The 18,055-nt window shown below is 63.1% G+C and carries 18 protein-coding genes; 7 read left to right on the plus strand and 11 right to left on the minus strand.

Features of this window, described 5'->3' with window-relative positions; all coding sequences use genetic code 11:
* Positions 1-293: 293 nt before the first annotated feature.
* From LG290_RS10155 to LG290_RS10170, 4 genes are all read left to right on the plus strand, one after another.
* Positions 294-1,325, plus strand: coding sequence for a TRAP transporter substrate-binding protein (locus tag LG290_RS10155; RefSeq protein ID WP_499834733.1), 1,032 nt, complete (start codon positions 294-296; stop codon positions 1,323-1,325).
* On the plus strand, positions 1,322-1,825 hold the full coding sequence (locus tag LG290_RS10160) for a TRAP transporter small permease (protein ID WP_319928124.1): 504 nt from the start codon (positions 1,322-1,324) through the stop codon (positions 1,823-1,825). The genes LG290_RS10155 and LG290_RS10160 overlap by 4 nt, the downstream gene beginning before the upstream one ends.
* Before the next feature lie 17 nt (positions 1,826-1,842).
* Positions 1,843-3,147: a TRAP transporter large permease gene (locus tag LG290_RS10165; protein WP_499834734.1), complete on the plus strand. Its 1,305-nt coding sequence runs from the start codon at positions 1,843-1,845 to the stop codon at positions 3,145-3,147.
* 129 nt (positions 3,148-3,276) lie between these two features.
* Positions 3,277-3,402, plus strand: a complete 126-nt coding sequence (locus LG290_RS10170; RefSeq protein ID WP_499834735.1) for a hypothetical protein — start codon at positions 3,277-3,279, stop codon at positions 3,400-3,402.
* Between the two features lie 75 nt (positions 3,403-3,477).
* Here the strand turns inward: LG290_RS10170 and LG290_RS10175 are convergent, their stop codons facing one another.
* From LG290_RS10175 to LG290_RS10205, 7 genes are all read right to left on the minus strand, one after another.
* Positions 3,478-5,517, minus strand: coding sequence for an ASKHA domain-containing protein (locus LG290_RS10175; protein WP_499834736.1), 2,040 nt, complete (start codon positions 5,515-5,517; stop codon positions 3,478-3,480).
* 97 nt (positions 5,518-5,614) lie between these two features.
* Positions 5,615-6,529 (minus strand): dihydropteroate synthase, encoded by a 915-nt coding sequence (locus LG290_RS10180; protein WP_499834737.1) that lies wholly within the window; start codon positions 6,527-6,529, stop codon positions 5,615-5,617.
* 39 nt (positions 6,530-6,568) lie between these two features.
* Positions 6,569-7,633: a methylenetetrahydrofolate reductase gene (locus LG290_RS10185; RefSeq protein ID WP_499834738.1), complete on the minus strand. Its 1,065-nt coding sequence runs from the start codon at positions 7,631-7,633 to the stop codon at positions 6,569-6,571.
* A complete protein-coding gene (locus tag LG290_RS10190; RefSeq protein ID WP_499834739.1) occupies positions 7,630-8,112 on the minus strand; it encodes a methylenetetrahydrofolate reductase C-terminal domain-containing protein in 483 nt (160 codons plus the stop codon). Before LG290_RS10190 ends, LG290_RS10185 begins: the two co-directional genes overlap by 4 nt.
* A gap of 83 nt (positions 8,113-8,195) precedes the next feature.
* Positions 8,196-8,501 (minus strand): virulence factor, encoded by a 306-nt coding sequence (locus tag LG290_RS10195; RefSeq protein ID WP_499834740.1) that lies wholly within the window; start codon positions 8,499-8,501, stop codon positions 8,196-8,198.
* Positions 8,489-9,124: a DUF1638 domain-containing protein gene (locus LG290_RS10200; protein ID WP_499834741.1), complete on the minus strand. Its 636-nt coding sequence runs from the start codon at positions 9,122-9,124 to the stop codon at positions 8,489-8,491. Before LG290_RS10200 ends, LG290_RS10195 begins: the two co-directional genes overlap by 13 nt.
* A gap of 17 nt (positions 9,125-9,141) precedes the next feature.
* Positions 9,142-9,843 carry a corrinoid protein gene (locus LG290_RS10205; protein ID WP_499834742.1) on the minus strand — a complete coding sequence of 234 codons (702 nt, stop codon included), beginning with the start codon at positions 9,841-9,843 and terminating at the stop codon, positions 9,142-9,144.
* Between the two features lie 321 nt (positions 9,844-10,164).
* On the opposite strand from LG290_RS10205, the gene purU reads away from it, so the two are divergent.
* The 3 genes from purU (at position 10,165) to LG290_RS10220 (ending at position 13,641) form a co-directional block, all read left to right on the plus strand.
* Complete coding sequence (gene purU, locus LG290_RS10210; RefSeq protein ID WP_499834743.1) at positions 10,165-11,043, plus strand: formyltetrahydrofolate deformylase; 879 nt, start codon at positions 10,165-10,167, stop codon at positions 11,041-11,043.
* A 16-nt stretch (positions 11,044-11,059) separates the two neighbouring features.
* Positions 11,060-12,004, plus strand: coding sequence for a bifunctional methylenetetrahydrofolate dehydrogenase/methenyltetrahydrofolate cyclohydrolase FolD (folD, locus tag LG290_RS10215; protein WP_499834744.1), 945 nt, complete (start codon positions 11,060-11,062; stop codon positions 12,002-12,004).
* Between the two features lie 83 nt (positions 12,005-12,087).
* Positions 12,088-13,641 (plus strand): trimethylamine methyltransferase family protein, encoded by a 1,554-nt coding sequence (locus LG290_RS10220; RefSeq protein ID WP_499834745.1) that lies wholly within the window; start codon positions 12,088-12,090, stop codon positions 13,639-13,641.
* 67 nt (positions 13,642-13,708) lie between these two features.
* On the opposite strand, the gene LG290_RS10225 is transcribed toward LG290_RS10220, so the two are convergent.
* From LG290_RS10225 to etfA, 4 genes are all read right to left on the minus strand, one after another.
* Complete coding sequence (locus tag LG290_RS10225) at positions 13,709-14,461, minus strand: glutathione S-transferase family protein (protein WP_499834746.1); 753 nt, start codon at positions 14,459-14,461, stop codon at positions 13,709-13,711.
* A 47-nt stretch (positions 14,462-14,508) separates the two neighbouring features.
* Entirely contained in the window at positions 14,509-15,702 is a 1,194-nt protein-coding gene (fdhA, locus tag LG290_RS10230; protein WP_160419413.1) for a formaldehyde dehydrogenase, glutathione-independent, read from the minus strand.
* A gap of 266 nt (positions 15,703-15,968) precedes the next feature.
* The gene (gene etfB / locus LG290_RS10235) at positions 15,969-16,763 is read right to left on the minus strand and encodes an electron transfer flavoprotein subunit beta (protein WP_499834747.1); all 795 of its coding nucleotides are present in this window, start codon (positions 16,761-16,763) and stop codon (positions 15,969-15,971) included.
* Entirely contained in the window at positions 16,753-18,051 is a 1,299-nt protein-coding gene (etfA, locus tag LG290_RS10240; protein WP_499834748.1) for an electron transfer flavoprotein subunit alpha, read from the minus strand. The genes etfB and etfA overlap by 11 nt, the downstream gene beginning before the upstream one ends.
* Between the last annotated feature and the right edge of the window lie 4 nt (positions 18,052-18,055).

An 18,055-nucleotide genomic window follows, 5' to 3' on the forward strand; every position in this document is an offset into this window, starting at 1 on the left:
CGATCCCTTTATCGCAAAGGCTGCAGGAGTAACCGCTCCAGCATCGCCCGCACCGGAGGCAGCACGATAGCGATCTTCTCACCGAGCTCCTGCATCAACTCCGGCAATCTGGGCATCCCATCTCGATATGCTTGAGCATTGCCATGCGGACGTGCATCTTGCCCTCCTCCCTAAGTAGCGTTTCGCCACGGAACTACGGTCGCGAATACACCTATAATTGTCGTAAATACATACATTTCAATAATGACAATGGACGAAGATGGCATTGTCTAACAATAACTGGAGTACCCTCAATGTTCTTTTTTCGTCCCGCTTCCATGTCTCACCACCTCCATTACAGATTCTTCCGTCCAGGACTAGGCCTTGCATTATGTATCGGCATCGCCGCCTCTGCCCAGGCGGCCACGCGTATGGATTTCTCCAATGAATACAATGCCAACTCCATCCATGCTCAAGGCGATGCCTACTTTATCGAACAGGTCAGAGAGCTCACAGATGGGGAAGTCGATATTACGCTGCACACTGGTGGCTCCTTGGGGTTCAAATCAGGCGATCACTTCTATGCGGTAGCCGACAATGCCATTCAGATTGCCGATACTCTGTCCGGCACCATGAGCGGCATTGACCCCATTTTCCTGCTCTCTTCTCTGCCGTTCGTGGTGGATGGCGTCGAGCAGGCCCATCAACTGTACGAAATCGCCCGTCCCCATTACGATACAGTCTTCGAAGACAACGACCAGATCCTGCTCTATGCCTCTCCCTGGCCGGCCAGTGGCATCTGGTCCCAAGATGCAGTGACTTCCATCGAGGCACTCGAGCAGCTAAAAATTCGCACATTCGACCGCATCGGTACCGAAACCCTGCGCAATGCTGGGGCGTCACCGGTCAGTCTGTCCTGGGCCGATGTAGTGCCACAGCTGGCCACTGGTGGCATTGAGGCGGTGCTGACATCGGCCGAAGCCGGTGCCAACGGCAGCTTCTGGGAACACCTCAATCACTTCAGCGGCATTCAGTACGCCATTCCTCTCAACATGGTGCACATGAACCGGGATGCCTTCGACGCCCTGACGCCGGCACAACAAGACGCCCTGCGCGAAGCTGCTCAACGCACGGATGAACACAACTGGCAGGCCGTTCGCGAGCGTACCGAAATCAACTATGCCACGCTCGAAGAGCACGGCATCGAGATTCACGATCCGGTTCCTGCCGAGTTCCAACAAGCGCTGGTCGATGCCGCTGCACCGGTCATCAGCGACTGGCGGGAAACCATTGGCGAGCGCGGCAAGACCATCTTCGATTCCTTCCATAACAGCAACACCCCGTGATCGGCTGGCTGACCACGTTGTCGCGAGGCTTGAATCGCCTCGCGGCAGGCATCGCCATTGCACTGATCCTGTACATGTTTGTGCATATTCTCCTCGAAATCGTCATGCGCCTGTTCGGATACTCCACCTTCATCCTCGATGAATACATCGGCTATGCGGTCGCCGCCATGACCTTCCTCGGTCTACCTTATGTACTGGAAAGGGGCGGGCTGATCCGGGTCGCCCTGGTCCTTGACCGGCTGCCATCTCGGTGGCACTGGCCGCTGGAGTTGGTGATCGCTGCCAGCACCCTGGTAGCGTTCGGCTGGCTGTCTTATTTCTGGTTTCTCAACGTAGTGCGCAGCTTTCAGCGCGGCATTACCAGCGGCACCATGGTCGAAACCCCGCTATGGCTACCCGAAAGTGCCGTTCTGATTGGCCTGTGGTTGCTGTGCCTGACACTGGTGGTCCGCAGCCTGAAACTGCTGACCCAGCGCTCACACTCGACCTACCCAATGTAAGTTACTGAGGAATCGTAATGGACATAGTATGGATTGCCGCTGGGGTCGCAGCGCTGCTATTGATGGTACTAGCGATAGGCACTTGGGTTTTCGCCGCCTTGGTGATCGTGGCGATGAGTTCGCTGTGGTTGCTGGGAGACTTCGATCTCGATCGAATCGGCCTGATTTTTTCGCGAATTCTGTACCGTGCGGGTAACAGCTGGGAACTGTCTGCTATACCGCTGTTTATCTTGATGGGCGAGCTGATCTTCCGCTCCAACGTTTCCGAACGGCTATTCAAGGGACTGACCCCTCTCACACGTTCCCTTCCCGGCGGCATACTGCACACCAATGTCTTTGGCTGCGCGCTCTTCGCCGCGGTCAGTGGCTCTAGTGCCGCCACTACGGCTACCATCGGCAAAATCACCACCCAGGAACTCGCAAGCCGGGGCTATGACCGGAACCTGTCGATCGGCTCGCTGGCCGGGGCTGGCAGCCTGGGACTGTTGATCCCACCTTCCATCGTGATGATCGTCTATGGCGTGCAGGCCGAAGTCTCGATCAGCAAGCTGTTCATGGCCGGTGTGCTGCCGGGCCTGCTGATCGCTGCGCTCTACAGCGGCTTCATCATCCTGCGCAGTATGATGAAGCCGCAGCTCGCGCCTCGCCAAGCAACAGGTGGTATCAGCCTTTGGCAAGCACTACCACTGCTAGCCCCAGTGGCTGTGCTCATCATTATCGTCATGGGGTCTATCTATTCGGGGATCGCCACCCCTTCCGAAGCCGCCGCTGTAGGTGTCGCCGCCACCTTGGGACTCCTCACCCTGGAACGTCAACTCAGCATCGCGCTACTGATCGACGCTCTCAAGGGAACCCTGATTAGTGCCACCATGGTCTGCAGCCTGCTGGTGACCGCCATGCTGCTGTCCACGGCCATGGGCTACCTGCATCTGCCAAAGGAGCTGGCTGCTTGGATTGCCGCACAGCAGTTCACGCCTATGATCCTACTAATGGCATTGGCAGTGTTCTATATCATATTGGGACTATTTCTGGACGGCATTTCGATTACTGTCATGAGCCTGCCCATCACCCTACCCATTGTGATCCTAGCCGGCTTCGATCCGCTCTGGTTTGGCGTTTTTCTGGTGATCATGGTGGAATTGGGGCAGATTACCCCTCCGGTGGGTTTTAACCTCTTCGTGCTGCAGGGTATGACTGGCGAAAGCATCGGCCGTATTGCCTGGGCCGCCTTTCCCTTCTTCTTGTTGATGTGCCTGGCCGCCGCGATGATAAGCCTGTGGCCGAGTATCGTGCTGTGGCTACCCCAGAAGCTTGCGGGCTAAGACAAGCCACTCTAACGGAGCCGGAGAGCCTTCTCTCAAACGCATAAATTCCGACAACAGGAAATTCCAGCCGCCGGAGGCTTCATCTTCGTCAGTCTGGCCGAGCAGCCAGTCATCGACGACTTCCTGGTGACCATGGAGCACTATCTCGAGACTTACGAATTCGGGGTGTTCCACTTCATCGACTGGTACAGCGAGCGGATGCAGAAGAACCTGGGACATAGCGTCCCGAGCCTGCAGATGGTCCGCGGCTAAGCCGGAACCGTTTCCGATTCAAGGCCCGCCATACTAATCGGCGGGCCTTTTTGTTTTTGTGGGTGTCCCGGCCAGTCAGGAAGGATTTATCGCCTGGGTCCTCCGCCGACGGCGTCCGGTGCCGCGCCCCGGGGCAGGGACGCGTTCGGTGGTGGCCGGCAAGGCGATGTGCTCGCTCAACAGCGGGAAGGCGTCATGGCGGTGGGGAATGGCCATGGCGGCGACGAAGTGTTCCTGGAAGCGCGGTTCGGTGGCTGTTTCCACCTTCTCCACGCGGCGTACCACCTCCTCGATCTCACGGCGCGCCTTGCGGCTCAGCAAGGCGATGCGCGCTCCCGTGCCGGCGGCGTTGCCCGCCGCGGTGACATGATCGAGCTCGCAGTCGGGAATCAGCCCCAGGATCATGGCGTACTTGATGTCGATATGGGCGCCGAAGGCCCCGGCCAGACGAATGCGGTCGACGTGGTCGACACCGAAGTGCTCCATCAGCAGGCGGATACCGGCGTAGAGCGCCGCCTTGGCCAGTTGGATGGCGCGAATGTCGGCCTGAGTGATGGCCAGGGTGCGCTCGCCCTCGTGATGCAGCACATAGGAGAAGGTGCGCCCGTCGGCCACGACCCGCTCGCTGCGCGCCGCCAGACCGCCCTGCACGACACCGTCCTGGTTGATGATGCCGGCCAGGTACATCTCGGCGATCACCTCGATGATGCCCGAGCCGCAGATGCCGGTGACCCCATAGGGCGCCACTTCCTCCTCGAAGCCAGGCTCGTCGGACCACCGCTCACCGCCGATCACCTTGTAGCGCGGCTCGAGCGTCAGCGGGTCGATGCGCACCCGCTCGATGGCACCGGAAGCCGCCCGCTGCCCACCGCTTATCTGGGCGCCCTCGAAAGCCGGCCCGGTGGGGCAGGAACAGGCCAGCAGGCGATGGCGGTTGCCCAGCACGATCTCGGCATTGGTGCCCACGTCGACCAGCAGCATCAGCTCCTCGCCCAGATAGGGGGTCTCGGAGAGGATCATCCCGGCGGCGTCCGCCCCCACGTGCCCGGCGATGCACGGCAGACCGTAGACCCGGGCGTTGGGATGAATGACCAGATCCATTTCGGTGGCCCACAGGCCGTCGATAGCCTCGTCGCTGGCCAGCGCGAAGGGCGCGCCACCCAGCTCCACCGGATTGATGCCGAACACCAGATTGTGCATGATCGGGTTGCCGACGAAGGTCGCCTCGAGGATGGCGTTCACGTGCACGTCCGCCTCGGTGGCCAGTTCCACGGTGATCTCGTTCAAGGCATCGCGCACCGCGCGCGTCAAAGCCTGGTCGCCGCCGGCGTTCATCATGATGTAGGAGACCCGGCTCATCAGGTCCTCGCCGTAGCGGATCTGCGGGTTCATGCGTCCGGCGGAGGCGACCACCTCGCCGGTCTGCAGGTTGCACAGGTGCGCAGCGATAGTCGTCGACCCTACGTCCACCGCCATGCCGTAGACCTGCGACTGGAAGCCCGGCCACACACCAATGAGGCGCCGGTCGTCGTAGACCGCCACCGTCACGCTCCAACCCCCCCCGCGCAGCGCCGGCTGCAGCTGCTGGATGACACGGATGTCGGTCTCCAGATCGGCCAGGTGCCATTCGTAGGCCAGGGCATCCTTGAGGCGGCGCAGGTCGGACGCGGACACGTGCATGTCCGGCTCCTGCACCTCCACGTAGTAGAGACGCACCATGGGGTCGAGCTCGATATCGAGCACCTCAGCGCGCTTGCGCACGATCTGGCGGTGCACCTGGCTAGAGGAGGGCACGTCGATCACGGCATTGCCGAGCAGTTGGGTCGAGCAGCTCAACCGACGTCCGTCGCGCAGCGGTCCGCGGCGCGTCTCCCAGGCCTGCTCGGTGTCGCTCTTGGCGGTCAGGTGATCCGGCCATGATTCGACCCCGTGCTTGGCGAAATGTCCCTCGCAGAGATCCACCTGGCAGCGGCCGCACAAGCCGCGCCCGCCGCACACCGAATCGATGTCGACCCCCAGCGCGCGTGCGGCCTCCAGCACCGGAGTGCCCACCGGGAAGCGCCCGCTGCGACCGGAAGGGGTGAAGACTACTAGAGCATCGTCAGCATCGGACATGGGGACCTCCGTCCGCCAGGAATTCGTTCAGGAGAGCGAAGAGCCTCGTCCGAGGCTCTTGCATTTTCCGTTGTTAATATCTTGTGGCAATCCGGCCTCAGGTGACGGCGCGCCGGCGGCGAGTCTCGCGACGACCGCGCCCCTCGACGCCGTCCGCTCCCGCCGCCGGCGGTTCGCGGAACTTCTGGATCCAGCGCATGCAATCGGGGTCGTGGCCCATCATCACGTCGGCACCCATGATCGCGGTCATGATCTCGGTGTGCAGCGGGTTGGTGATCGCCGAGGTCATGCCCGAGGCGATGGCCATGCTCATGAAGGCCGCGTTGACCCCGTTGCGGTTGGGGAGGCCGAAGCTGACGTTGGAGGCGCCGCAGGTGGTGTTGACCTTGAGCTCCTTCTGCAGGCGGTGGCAGAGGGCGAATACCTGGCGGCCGGCACTACCTACCGCGCCGATTGGCATCACTAGCGGATCGACCACCACGTCGCAGGCGGGGATGCCGTGATCGGCTGCCCGTTCGACGATCCTCTTGGCCACGGCGAAGCGCACGTCGGGGTCGTGGGAGAGGCCGGTTTCATCGTTGCTGATTGCCACCACCGCGGCGCCGTACTTCCTGACCAGCGGCAGCACCGCCTCGAGACTCTCGTCCTCGCCGGTCACCGAGTTGACCAGTGCTTTGCCCCGGTAGACGGCAAGCCCCGCCTCGAGAGCATTGATCATCGAGGAGTCGATGCACAACGGCACGTCAGTCAGTGACTGCACCAATTCGATGGTACTGGCGAGAATCGCCGGCTCGTCGGCCAGGGGAATGCCGGCATTGACGTCGAGCATGTGGGCGCCGGCGGCCAACTGGGCTTTGACATCCTGCACCACCCGGGAGAAGTCCCCGGCGGCCATTTCCGCGGCGAGCTGCTTACGCCCGGTGGGGTTGATACGCTCGCCGATGACCACGAAGGGCCGTTCGAAGCCGATGACGACTTCCTTGGTCTGCGAGCTGATGATGGTATCGGTCATGACACTTCCTCGATGCGGTTGTTGTTGTGGGTGCGGGCGCTAGCCCGCGATATCTTCCGTCTCCCGCGCCAAGGCGTCGGGGGACTCGGGATTGAGGTCGTTCGGGTTGTCGCGGCCGGGGTACCAGGGCACGCGCCCATCGAGCACGCCGGTCGACTCGATGATCTCGGCCACGCTGTGCTCCTGGCGGTAGGCCATGATATGAGCACCGCTGACACCGGGAATCTCGCGGATCTGATGGAGCAGGTCCATGCACAGGCGTTTGCCCTCCTCCTTCTGTTTCGTGGCGCCCTCGAGCCGCGCGACCACCGCGTCGGGGATGTGCACGCCGGGGACATTGTCGCGAATCCAGCGGGCGCTACGCGCCGAGGCTAGCGGGCCAATGCCTGGCAGGATAAAGACGCGATCCGGCCCCTCGAGCAGCCCCAGGTCGTTTATCTTGAGCATGAAGTCCCGCAGCCGGGGAATGTCGAAGCAGTACTGGGTCTGGATGAACTGGGCGCCAGCGGCCACTTTCTTGGCCAGCCGGTGCGGCCGCCACTCCAGGGGCGGCACGAAGGGATTCGCGGCCGCGCCGAGAAAGATCCGCGGGGGCATATCGATACGCCGTCCGCTTTCAAAGCGATGCTCGTCGCGCATGCCGCGAGCGATCTTCAGCAGCGACATGGAGTCGAGGTCGAACACCGGCTTGGCATGGGGATGATCGCCCGCCTGCACCCCGTCACCGGTCAGACACAACAGGTTGCAGGCTCCCATGGCCGCCGCACCCAGGATCTCGCCCTGCATGGCGATGCGATTACGATCGCGGCAGGAAATCTGCAGGATGGTCGCGTAACCGACCCGGGTCAGCAGCGAGCAGACCCCGACACTGGACATATGGCAGTGGGCACCGGAACCGTCGGTGGCGTTGATAGCATCGACGTAGCCGTCGAAGATCGCCGCGCGCTTGAGCACTTCCCCCGGGTCTGCGGAGTCCGGCGGGTCGATCTCGCTGGTAATCGCGAACTTGCCCGCCCGCAGCACCCGCTCGAGACGTCCCGGCGACACGTGGCCCGGCAGGATAGGCAGAGAGTAGCCCGGCACGGGTTCGTCATCGAACTTCATTTAGTGTCTCCCTCATGGAGGACCGACGTGGGTTTGTCGGCCGACTGGCGGACCACGCGCAGCCAGGAAGAGCTTCCCTTGAGGCGGGAGTCCACCGGCTGCTGTACCGCCTGGATGCGATCGCCGTACTTCATCCGGCGACTACCGGCCCAGGCTTCCACCCAGACACACTTCATCCCGGGCTTTACCTCGCAGTGACCGTCGGCGCGCACGCCGCCGCAGGGGCCGTTGCGCAGGGTCTTGGGACAGTTCATGGGACATGCCATGCCAGTGGCGCTAAGCGTGCACTGGCCGCACATCTGGCAGTCGAAGAGCAACCCCTTGACGCGCTTTTCGATAGCTTTCACCGGCGCCTCGACGCGGGCATAGCCGAGCTGGTTCCACAGCGGATGCAGCTTGATCATGACCGGTTCGAAGAGCCGATAGATGATTTCGAACATTCGGGAATGGCGAACCACCCAACGCCTCACCTTGTACATCCTCTTCCTCCTTGCCCGCTGTGCCCGTCACGTGGCAGCAGTCCTGGTTGTTGTTGTCGAACTGTCGCTGTCGCTGCGCCCACTCAGGCGGGCACAGACAGCCCCTTCTGGCGCACCAGCCGCTTGAGTTCCTCGTCGTCGAAGCGCGCCTCGAGCCGTGCCGCTTCGGCGTCGGCTTCCGCCTGCAGGTCGTCGCCGCACTCGCGCGGGGCGCTGCGCTGCCAGTCGGCCATGTACGCATCCGAGCCGCCCTTGCCGGCGCGCATGGCCGCGCGATCGATGGCGTGCTGAAAGCGTGGCGGCAGCAGCACCTTGGCGTGCTGCCGCCCCTGCTTGGCGATCACTTGGGAGGGAATGTCCCGCCAGCTGACGAGAATCAATGTGGCCATGTGACTTCCTCGCTGAGCGCGGCGTCTGTTTCGTCGGTCGTCTCCACCAGACGCATCAGGGTGGTCTCCAGGCTGCCATAGCCGGTATGGCGGTACTCGTAGTCCAGTCCCAGGCGGCAGGCGGCTCGCTGTGCCTGGGCCTCGAGGGCGAGATCACGACGCTGCGACAGATAGACGAGCCGTCGATACTGGCCGAAATAGAGGCTGGTCAGTTCGGGATGGCGCTCAATCCCCAGTTCCTGGATGACCAGCCGATTGAAGTGGCGCACCAGGAAATCGGTCAGGTAGAAGGTGCCCGGCTCCTGCTCCGACAGGGCGGCCATCACCGTTTCCCCGGCATAGACGTCGTAACAGTGCGCTCCCGGCAGCCGCTCGGCGCCGTAGGTGGCGAGGACACGATCGAGCTCCCCACCGGTGCCGCAGTCACCGTAGGCGATGAGAATACGCCCCTCGTGCGACGCCTTCGCCAGCTTGTCGCTCACCGCTGCGGGGATGCGTTCCGGCCGGTTATGGAGGTCTGCCGGCAGACACTCCAGACGCACGTCACGCCAGCCATTGGCATCGATCAAGGCCTTGATTTCCTTGCCCAGTGCACCGCAGGCAATAATCAGCACGGATGACATCGGCAGACCTCCAGGCGTCAGGCCGCACGACGCTGGGCAATAAGTTCCTTGGCCAGGTCGACGGCCATGCCGGCATCGCGACAGTAGACGTCAGCGCCTATCGCCTGGCCGAACTCCTCGTTCAGCGGGGCTCCCCCGACCATGATGATGACATCGTCGCGCAGCCCCTTCTCGACCAAAGTGTCGATGACCACCTTCATATAGGACATGGTGGTGGTAAGCAGCGCCGACATGCCGAGGATGTCGGGCTTGTGCTCTTCCAATGCGGCAAGATAGGTCTCCACCGGGATGTTGATGCCGATGTCGATCACCTCGAAACCTGCCCCTTCCATCATCATCGTCACTAGGTTCTTGCCGATATCGTGGATGTCGCCTTTGACGGTACCTATCACGATCTTGCCGACGGTCTGCGAACCGGCTTGGGCGAGGAGGGGGCGTAGCACATCCATGCCGCCTTTCATGGCGTTGGCCGCCATCAGCACTTCCGGGACGAAGAGGATACCGTCACGGAAATCAACTCCTACGATGGCCATCCCTCCCACCAAGGCTTCGTCCAGCACCCGCTTGGCACTCCAGTCCCGTTCGAGCAGGATTTCGGTCCCCTCGATCACCTCGTCACGAAGACCATTGTAAAGATCATCGTGTATCTGCTCGATAAGCTCTCCATCGTCCAGCTCGGCGAGTTCGAAATCGTCGTTATCATTGAATTGTTCGGTCATGGCAATCAGCTCCTGGTCATGTCACCCGATCGCGGTAAGGGTGAGGTTGCGAGAGCAGAGTAGGCCCACTCCCCAGGGAGCACATCCATGCAAGCGACACTTTCATGTCAAGAAACGCCATGCACCTCACTCCTTCAAACGCTTCAGATATCCCCCTTCAATATCTTGATTTGCATCATTTTTTACGGACATTTTATCTTTTTCCTGCACGGTCGCTAAGACAACGCTTGGTGTCGTCTTCAGGCATGCGCGCCGACGCCACCGGAGTACATTTCGGGGCAGTCACGACACAACAACAATTCCACAATAGAGAGATCTGCCATGTCCGCGGTGACCGAAGGAAAGAACATTCATGTACTCAAGGCCAGTTGTCAGGGCGCAATCGGTACCGTATCGCGCATCGCCACCTACCTGGCCAATCGCCACTGCTACATCATGGAAATGTCACAGTTCGACGAGATTGCCACCGGCAACTTCTATGTACGCTGCGTCTTTTCCACCTCCCCGGGGCTCACGCCGTGCTTCGATGAACTTCGGGACGAATTCGGCAACTGCGTGGCGGAACATGACGTCATGCAATGGGAGATGCACGACACCCTCACGCCCCCCAAGGTGATGATCATGGTGTCGAAATTCGACCATTGCCTCGACGACCTCCTCTATCGTCAACGCACCGGCGAGATCAAGATGGCGATACCGGCCATCGTGTCCAATCACCCGGATCTCCAGTCACTGGCGGACTGGTACGAAATCCCCTTCTTTCACCTCCCCGTCACTCCGGAAAACAAGCACGAACAGGAACGCAAGATACTGGATCTTGCCAAGGAAACCGGTACCGAACTGGTGGTACTGGCGCGCTACATGCAGATCCTCTCCCCCGCCATGTGCGAGGCATTGGCAGGCCGTGCGATCAACATCCACCACTCCTTCCTGCCAGGTTTCAAGGGCGCCAAGCCCTATCATCAGGCCTTCGAGCGTGGGGTAAAATTGATTGGGGCCACCGCCCACTACGTCACCAGCGACCTCGACGAGGGACCGATCATCGAGCAGGCGGTGGAGCGGGTCGACCACACCTACAGCCCCGCACAACTGGCGGCAGTGGGGCGCGACGCCGAGAACATGGCGCTCTCCCGTGCCGTGCGTTTCCATCTGGAGCATCGCGTCTTTACCAATGGCAACAAAACCGTGGTATTCCGCTAAAAGCCGAGGGGGCTACATGACCACCATTATCGACGGCAAGACCCAGGCCACACGTCTGCGCGAAGAGATCGGCCGCCAAGTCGGCGTGTTGCGACAGCGTGACCTGATCACCCCGGGACTCGCGGTGATTCTCGTAGGCGAGGATCCGGCCAGCCAAATCTATGTGCGAAACAAGGCGAATCAGGCACGCGAGGCGGGGATGTCCTCCTTTGAATACCGCCTCGCCGACAGTGTGCCCCAAGACAAGCTGATCGGTCTGATCGAGCGACTCAACGGGGATCCGGAAGTGCACGGCATCCTAGTGCAGCTGCCGCTTCCGCCACAGGTCAGCGAGGCCCGCGTCATCCAGGCGATCCATCCCGACAAGGACATCGACGGCTTTCACCCTATCAACGTCGGCAATGTCGCCACCGGTGGCCAAGGCATCATTCCCTGTACGCCGCTGGGCTGTTTAATGCTGCTTCGCCACCACTTGGGCGACATGAGCGGCCTGCGGGCCCTAGTGCTGGGGCGCTCGAATATCGTTGGCAAGCCCATGGCCAACCTACTACTTCAGGAAAACTGTACGGTCACGGTGGCGCACTCGCGGACCCGAGATCTCGCCAGCGAGTGCCGGCGCACCGACATTCTGGTCACCGCCGTGGGGAAAGAACGCCTGGTTACAGGCGACTGGCTCAAGCCCGGCGCCACGGTGATTGATGTCGGCATAAACCGCATCGAACAGGAGGGGCGAATGCGCCTAGTGGGCGATGTGGATTTCGCCAGCGCCTATGAGGTCGCCGGCGCCATTACTCCAGTCCCCGGCGGTGTCGGCCCGATGACCATCGCCTGCCTGCTGCTCAACACCCTGGATGCTACTTGCCGCCAGCATGGAATCACCTTTCCCGATGACATCATGTCACTGGCCTGGGGAAGCGGAGTGAGCGATGTCGGCATCGCCATGGACGCGGCCGTTGACTGACACGATTGCGCATGCCGAGATCGCAGGAGCCTGCTCCTTGGCATACTGAAGGACAAACAACGACTACACCTGGAGACTTTCCCATGAACAGCCCTACCACTCGCCGCCGCTCACGAGCCGGCGGTACACGCCGCGCCGGTCAGGACAGTGCCCCGTCGGCACCGCCCTATGCCACCCGCCAGCTTCCCTGCCTGGAAGTGCTTGATGACCAAGGTCTTACAATCATCGAACACAACGCCGATACCATCCTCGAGGAGATCGGCATCGACTTTCGCGACGACGAAGAGGCCCTGCAGATCTGGCGCGATGCCGGTGCCGATGTGCAGGGCGAGCGCGTGCGGATCCCGCGCGGCCTGTGTCGCCGGCTGATCCAGGATAGTGCCCCGCGCCAGTTCACCCAGCAGGCACGCAACCCGGCGCGCAACGTCGAGATCGGCGGCCCGCACACCGTTTTCGTGCCCGCCTACGGCTGCCCGTTCGTGTACGACATCGACCAGGGAAGGCGTTATGGAACCCTCGAGGACTTCCAGAACTTCGTCAAGCTGGCCTACCAGTCACCGAGCCTGCATCATTCCGGCGGCACCATCTGCGAGCCGGTGGATCTGCCGGTCAACAAGCGCCATTTCGACATGCTCTACGCCCACATGAAGTACTCCGACAAGTGCTTCATGGGTTCGGTGACCCATCCGGATCGCGCCCGAGACACCGTGGAAATGGCCAAGATCCTGTTCGGCGATCGCTGGATCGACGAGGACACCGGTAGGCCACGCACCTGCGTGATCAACCTGATCAATGCCAACTCGCCGATGACATTCGACGACACCATGCTGGGGGCCGCCAAGGTCTATGCGCGCAGCGACCAGGCCTGCATTGTCACCCCCTTCATCCTCGCCGGCGCCATGTCACCGGTCACCGTGGCCGGTACTGCGGCCCAGTCCCTGGCAGAGACCATGGCCGGCATGGCCTTCATCCAGCTGGTCAATCCGGGTGCCCCGGTGGTAATGGGCAGCTTCGCCAGCTCGATGTCGATGCAGTCCGGCGCGCCCACATTCGGCACGCCGGAGCCAGCGCTAGTGCTCTACGTAATGGCCAATCTGGCGCGGCGTCTCGGCGTGCCCTTCCGCTCCGGCGGCTCGCTGACAGCCTCCAAGCTTCCCGACGCCCAGGCCGCCAGCGAGAGTGCCAACACCCTGCTGCCCACCACCCTCGCCGGGGTCAACTTCGCCCTGCACTCGGCCGGCTGGCTCGAGGGGGGGCTGACCATGGGCTACGAGAAGTTCATTATGGATGCTGACCAGACCGGCATGATGCAGACCCTGCTCAAGGGGGTCGACCTCTCCGACAATGGCCAGGCAATGGATGCCATTCGCGAGGTCGGGCCCGGCAAGCACTACCTGGGCTGTAACCACACCCAGACCAACTTCAAGAATGCCTTCTACCTCTCGCCCATCACCGACAACAACAGCTTCGAGCAGTGGGACGCCGACGGTCGGCTGGACATGGCACAACGCGCCAATGCCCGCTGGAAGAAGCTGCTGGCCGAGTACCAGGCGCCACCCCTGGACCCGGCCGTCGATGAGGCCCTGCTGGCCTATATCGCGCAGCGCAAGGCTGCCTTCCCGGATTCCAATATCTGACCGAACCCACCTCCATCCTGGAGGCGTCCATCCATGTTCTGTTGCTGGGAATGGTGGCCTTCCAGGGTCACCGTTCGCCGTGATCTAACCCGGTCACAGCGCGGCGGTCCCCGACAGGATAGTCGGGCCGGATGAACAGGCGCCCCTCGATGCCTTCGGCACGGGCGGCGCAGCGGATCGCCGGCTGCTTCTCCAGTTCCTCCAGTAATGCCACCAGCCGCGGCCACGCCTTCCAGGGGAGCTCGCGGCAGGCGTCATTCACGGGATAGAGCTGCATCCAGCGGATAAGACAGCCTAGGTAGGGGTCCAGAACGCTGGGGCCTCCAGGCAGCAGCCAGGGTCCCTGGCAGTGTCCAGCCCGGGCCTCCAGCAGCGTCAGATGCTCCTGAAGGCGGTGACGCACGGTCCGACGCAGGCTGCCAGCCTCGTCGGGATTGGCCGCGTAACGTCCCGTGTAGAAGCACAGGCGCAGCTCCGCGTGCAGGGTATTGGAGAGGAAGAACAGCCAGGCCAGCCGAGCGGCACGCTCGTCGTCCGGTACCACGTCGGCGGGGTGATGTTCGTCGAGATGCAGCAGGATCGCCCCGGTCTCGAACAGCGTCAGGGCTCGGGCCTCGTCCTCCAGAACGGGCAGCAGTCCCTGGGGGTTGAGGCGGCGAAAGTCGGGGGCGTCGAGTTCGCCGGCCGCCCTGTCCACCCGCTGGGCGGAATAGGGGATACCCCGGATTTCCAGCACCATGCGCACCACTAGGTTGGCGCTGTCCGGGGAGTAGTAGAGCCGATAGCGTGGCGGGGCGTTCAGCCCCGCTACTCCTTTCATGCCCGGCCCAGTGCCGAGCACCCGCTAGGTCTCGATCGCCGTCCGGCTTAGACGGCGACGCTGCCGTGGGGGTCGATGACGAATTTCTTGGCCGCGCCGCCGTCGAAGTCGGCGTAGCCCTGCGGGGCTTCGTCCAGGGTGATCACTTGGACGTTGACCGCATCGGCAATATTGACCTTGCCGAACAGGATCGCCTGCATCAGCGGGCGATGGTATTGCATCACCGGGCACTGGCCGGTATGGAAGGAATGCGATTTGGCCCAGCCGAGGCCGAATTGCATGCTCAACGCGCCCTGCTTGGCGGCTTCGTCGGTAGCGCCCGGGTCTTCGGTCACGTACAGGCCTGGGATGCCGATCTGGCCGCCGGCACGGGTCAGTTGCATCGCCGAGTTGAGTACGGTGGCGGGGGCTTCCTTGCCATGGTTGCAACCACAGGCATGGGCTTCGAAACCGACGCAATCGACGAAGCAATCGACTTCACGCTCGCCGAGGATCACCTCCAGCTTGTCGGCCATGTCACCTTCCTGGGTCAGGTCAAGGGTTTCGCAACCGAAGCTGCGGGCCTGGGCCAGACGCTCTTCGATCATGTCGCCGACGATGACACAGGCGGCCCCCAGCAACTGGGCAGAGACCGCCGCTGCCAGGCCCACGGGGCCGGCGCCGGCGATATAGACAGTACTGCCCGGCCCCACTCCGGCGGTGACGCAGCCGTGGAAGCCGGTAGGAAAGATGTCGGACAGCAGGGTCAGATCACGGATCTTCTCCATGGCCTGGTCGGCGTCCGGGAATTTCAGCAGGTTGAAGTCGGCGTAGGGCACCATGACGTACTCGGTCTGACCGCCGCCCCAGCCGCCCATGTCGACATAGCCGTAGGCCGCGCCAGGCCGTGCCGGATTGACGTTGAGGCAGATGCCAGTGCGGCCCTCCTTGCAGTTGCGGCAGCGGCCACAGGCGATGTTGAACGGTACCGAGACCAAGTCGCCCGGCTGGATGAATTCGACATCGCGGCCGCACTCGACCACCAGGCCGGTGATCTCGTGGCCCAACACCAAGCCTGGCTCCGCGGTGGTGCGACCGCGCACCATGTGCTGATCGCTGCCGCAGATATTGGTGGTGACGACTTTCAGGATCACGCCGTGGTCGCATTTGCGATTGCCGAGGGCAAGTTCCGGATAGGCGATGGATTCGACGGCGACTTTACCCGGGCCCTTGTAGACGACTCCGCGGTTGGCTGCACTCATGGCTGATTCCTCGATATTGTTGTAACGAATTGCGTTGTGGCGTGGTGGATACTTTCGCTGCTCCAGCCTATACCTTCCTCGCCCGCCGACTTACCCCAAAGAGGCACTCACGTATCCGTGAAAGACATTTTTGTCATCTTCCTGACGGGCTTCACCGATGCCAACGTCTCGCATCGCCCCCTGATGGCGGAGATCTCTCATGCGAAAGCCCCGGCACTGTGGCCGGGGCTCGTACGTTGCAGTGGATCAAGGCGTGGCAGGTAGTCCTAACGCAGGACGCCCTCTTCCTTGAGTAGCTTGAGGATCGCCTCGGCGCCCTGCTCCGGCGTGACATCGGTGAGCAGCTGCCCGCCGCCCCCCTCGGCCTTGGCCGCAGCGGCCTTGAAGCGGTCACGGGCCGAGCCGGCCTTGATGATCTTGAGGCGTTTGGGTCGCTTGCGCGCCGGCATGAGTGTCCACTCGCCCAGGGCCTTGTCCATCACCGCTACTTCGGCGCAGGACTCCAAGCGGGCGCGACGTGCCGGGCCGAAGGCGCTCTGGCGCGCCATGGGCGCGGCACCATCCACGGTGATGATCGCCGGCAGCCGTACTTGAAGGCGTCGCCGCTGGCCCCGAGGCAGGGCCTGCAGCAGAGTCGCCACGCCGTCCTCGATGCCTTCCACCTCGGCCAGGCCATTGACTAACGGCCACCCCAGATACTCGGCCAGAGCATAAGGCAGCAGCCCCGAGCCCTCACCACGCTCGGCACGCGAACCAGCGATCACCAGCTGTGGTGGCGCCGCGGCGAGCCGCTGGGCCAAGGCTGGAACCACATCGGCCCCCTCCGGCTGCTCCACCCGGGTCAGGCGGTCCAATCCCATCCCCAGATACCCCCGCAGGGCCTCCTCGCTACCGTCATCCGCAGGGCCGGCATGCAGCAGGCGCACTCGGGCACCCGGCAGTGTCAGCGCCACCTCGACGCCACGGGCGTCCTGGTCGGCACGGCGTGCCCGGCCGGTAACCGGATGACGGCCCACCGACACCAGCACCGCCACTTCGATCTCTCGTGAATCAGGCTGCATCGCGACGTACTCCTCCGTGTTGTTCCGCTCGCTGTTGTTCTACTTGTTCGACCAGGGCGGCGAGGATCTCGGCGGCGTCGCCGATCACCGCCAAGTCGGCGCGCTTGATCATGTCGCAGCCGGGGTCGCGGTTGATGGTCACCACCTTGTCGCAGCGCTGGATGCCCTGCAGGTGTTGGATAGCCCCCGAAATGCCCACCGCCATATACACCCGGGCGGTGACCCAAGTGCCGGTGGCACCCACCTGACGGTCGCGGGCCATGAAGCCGTCATCCACCGCCACCCGGGAGGCCCCTTCCGTGGCCGCCAGCACCGTGGCGGCATGATGGAAGCCATCCCAATTCTTGACGCCGTTGCCGCCGGAGAGGATGAACTCCGCCTCGGCTAGGGCCACCCCGGCGGGGTCCACCGCCACTTGCCCCAGATCCTCGATACGCGAGAGGATCCTGGGCGGCTCGATAGTTAGCGACAACGGCTCGGCGGAGTGCCGGGTCTCGGCCACCGGCTCGGCGCACTCAGCCAAGGCCAGGGCGACCCGCGGCAGGGGACGCTGGATATCCAGGCTCTCTGCTGCACCGCGGGCGGTACAGCGCCAGCCCAGCGGCGCCTCGCCATCAGCCTCGATCTGCCAGACCCCAGTGGCGGGGCGCTCGTCCAGGCGCAGCGCCAGGCGACGTCCCAGGTCGGCGCCACCCAGCGGCGAGTCGGGCAACAGCCAGTGGTGCGGGGCGAAGTCCCGCTCCACCGCCGCCAGTACCGCCAGCCGTGCCTCGGGCGAGAAGCCGGTGAAAGCCGCGTCCTCGAGGTGCAGCAGGCGGTCGATGCCGGCCTCACCCAGAGTGCTGTCCTTGTGCTCGCCGAAGATCACCGCCAGCACCGCGCCGGGCCGCCCGGGATCGGCGTCGGCCAGCTGTCGGGCCAAGCCCAGCAGGTCGCGGTCGTGGCCCGACAGCCGGCCACCGGTCATGTCCGGCACCACCGCCACCAGGAAAGCGGGATCCTCGATGGTCACCGCCCGGCGACTATCCTGGGCTGCCTGACGGCCTTGTCCCGGGGCCTGGCCACCCTGCTGGATACCGCTGCGATCGATACGCTTCACGCCCTTGGGTCCGATGAAGCCGATGGCATGGGGATTCCGGCGAATTACCCCATTGGGCCCCAGCCACTCGCTGGCGGCCCCGCCACCGCCGATTCCACCCAGTGCAGCAAGTACATTGGCATGCTCGGAATGCAGGCGGTTGCGGGCGATCCACTCACGGCGCGGATCGCGACGAATGCTATCGTTCATGTTC

This window comes from Halomonas sediminis, from assembly GCF_044871105.1.
Classification (GTDB): Bacteria; Pseudomonadota; Gammaproteobacteria; order Pseudomonadales; family Halomonadaceae; genus Vreelandella; species Vreelandella zhuhanensis.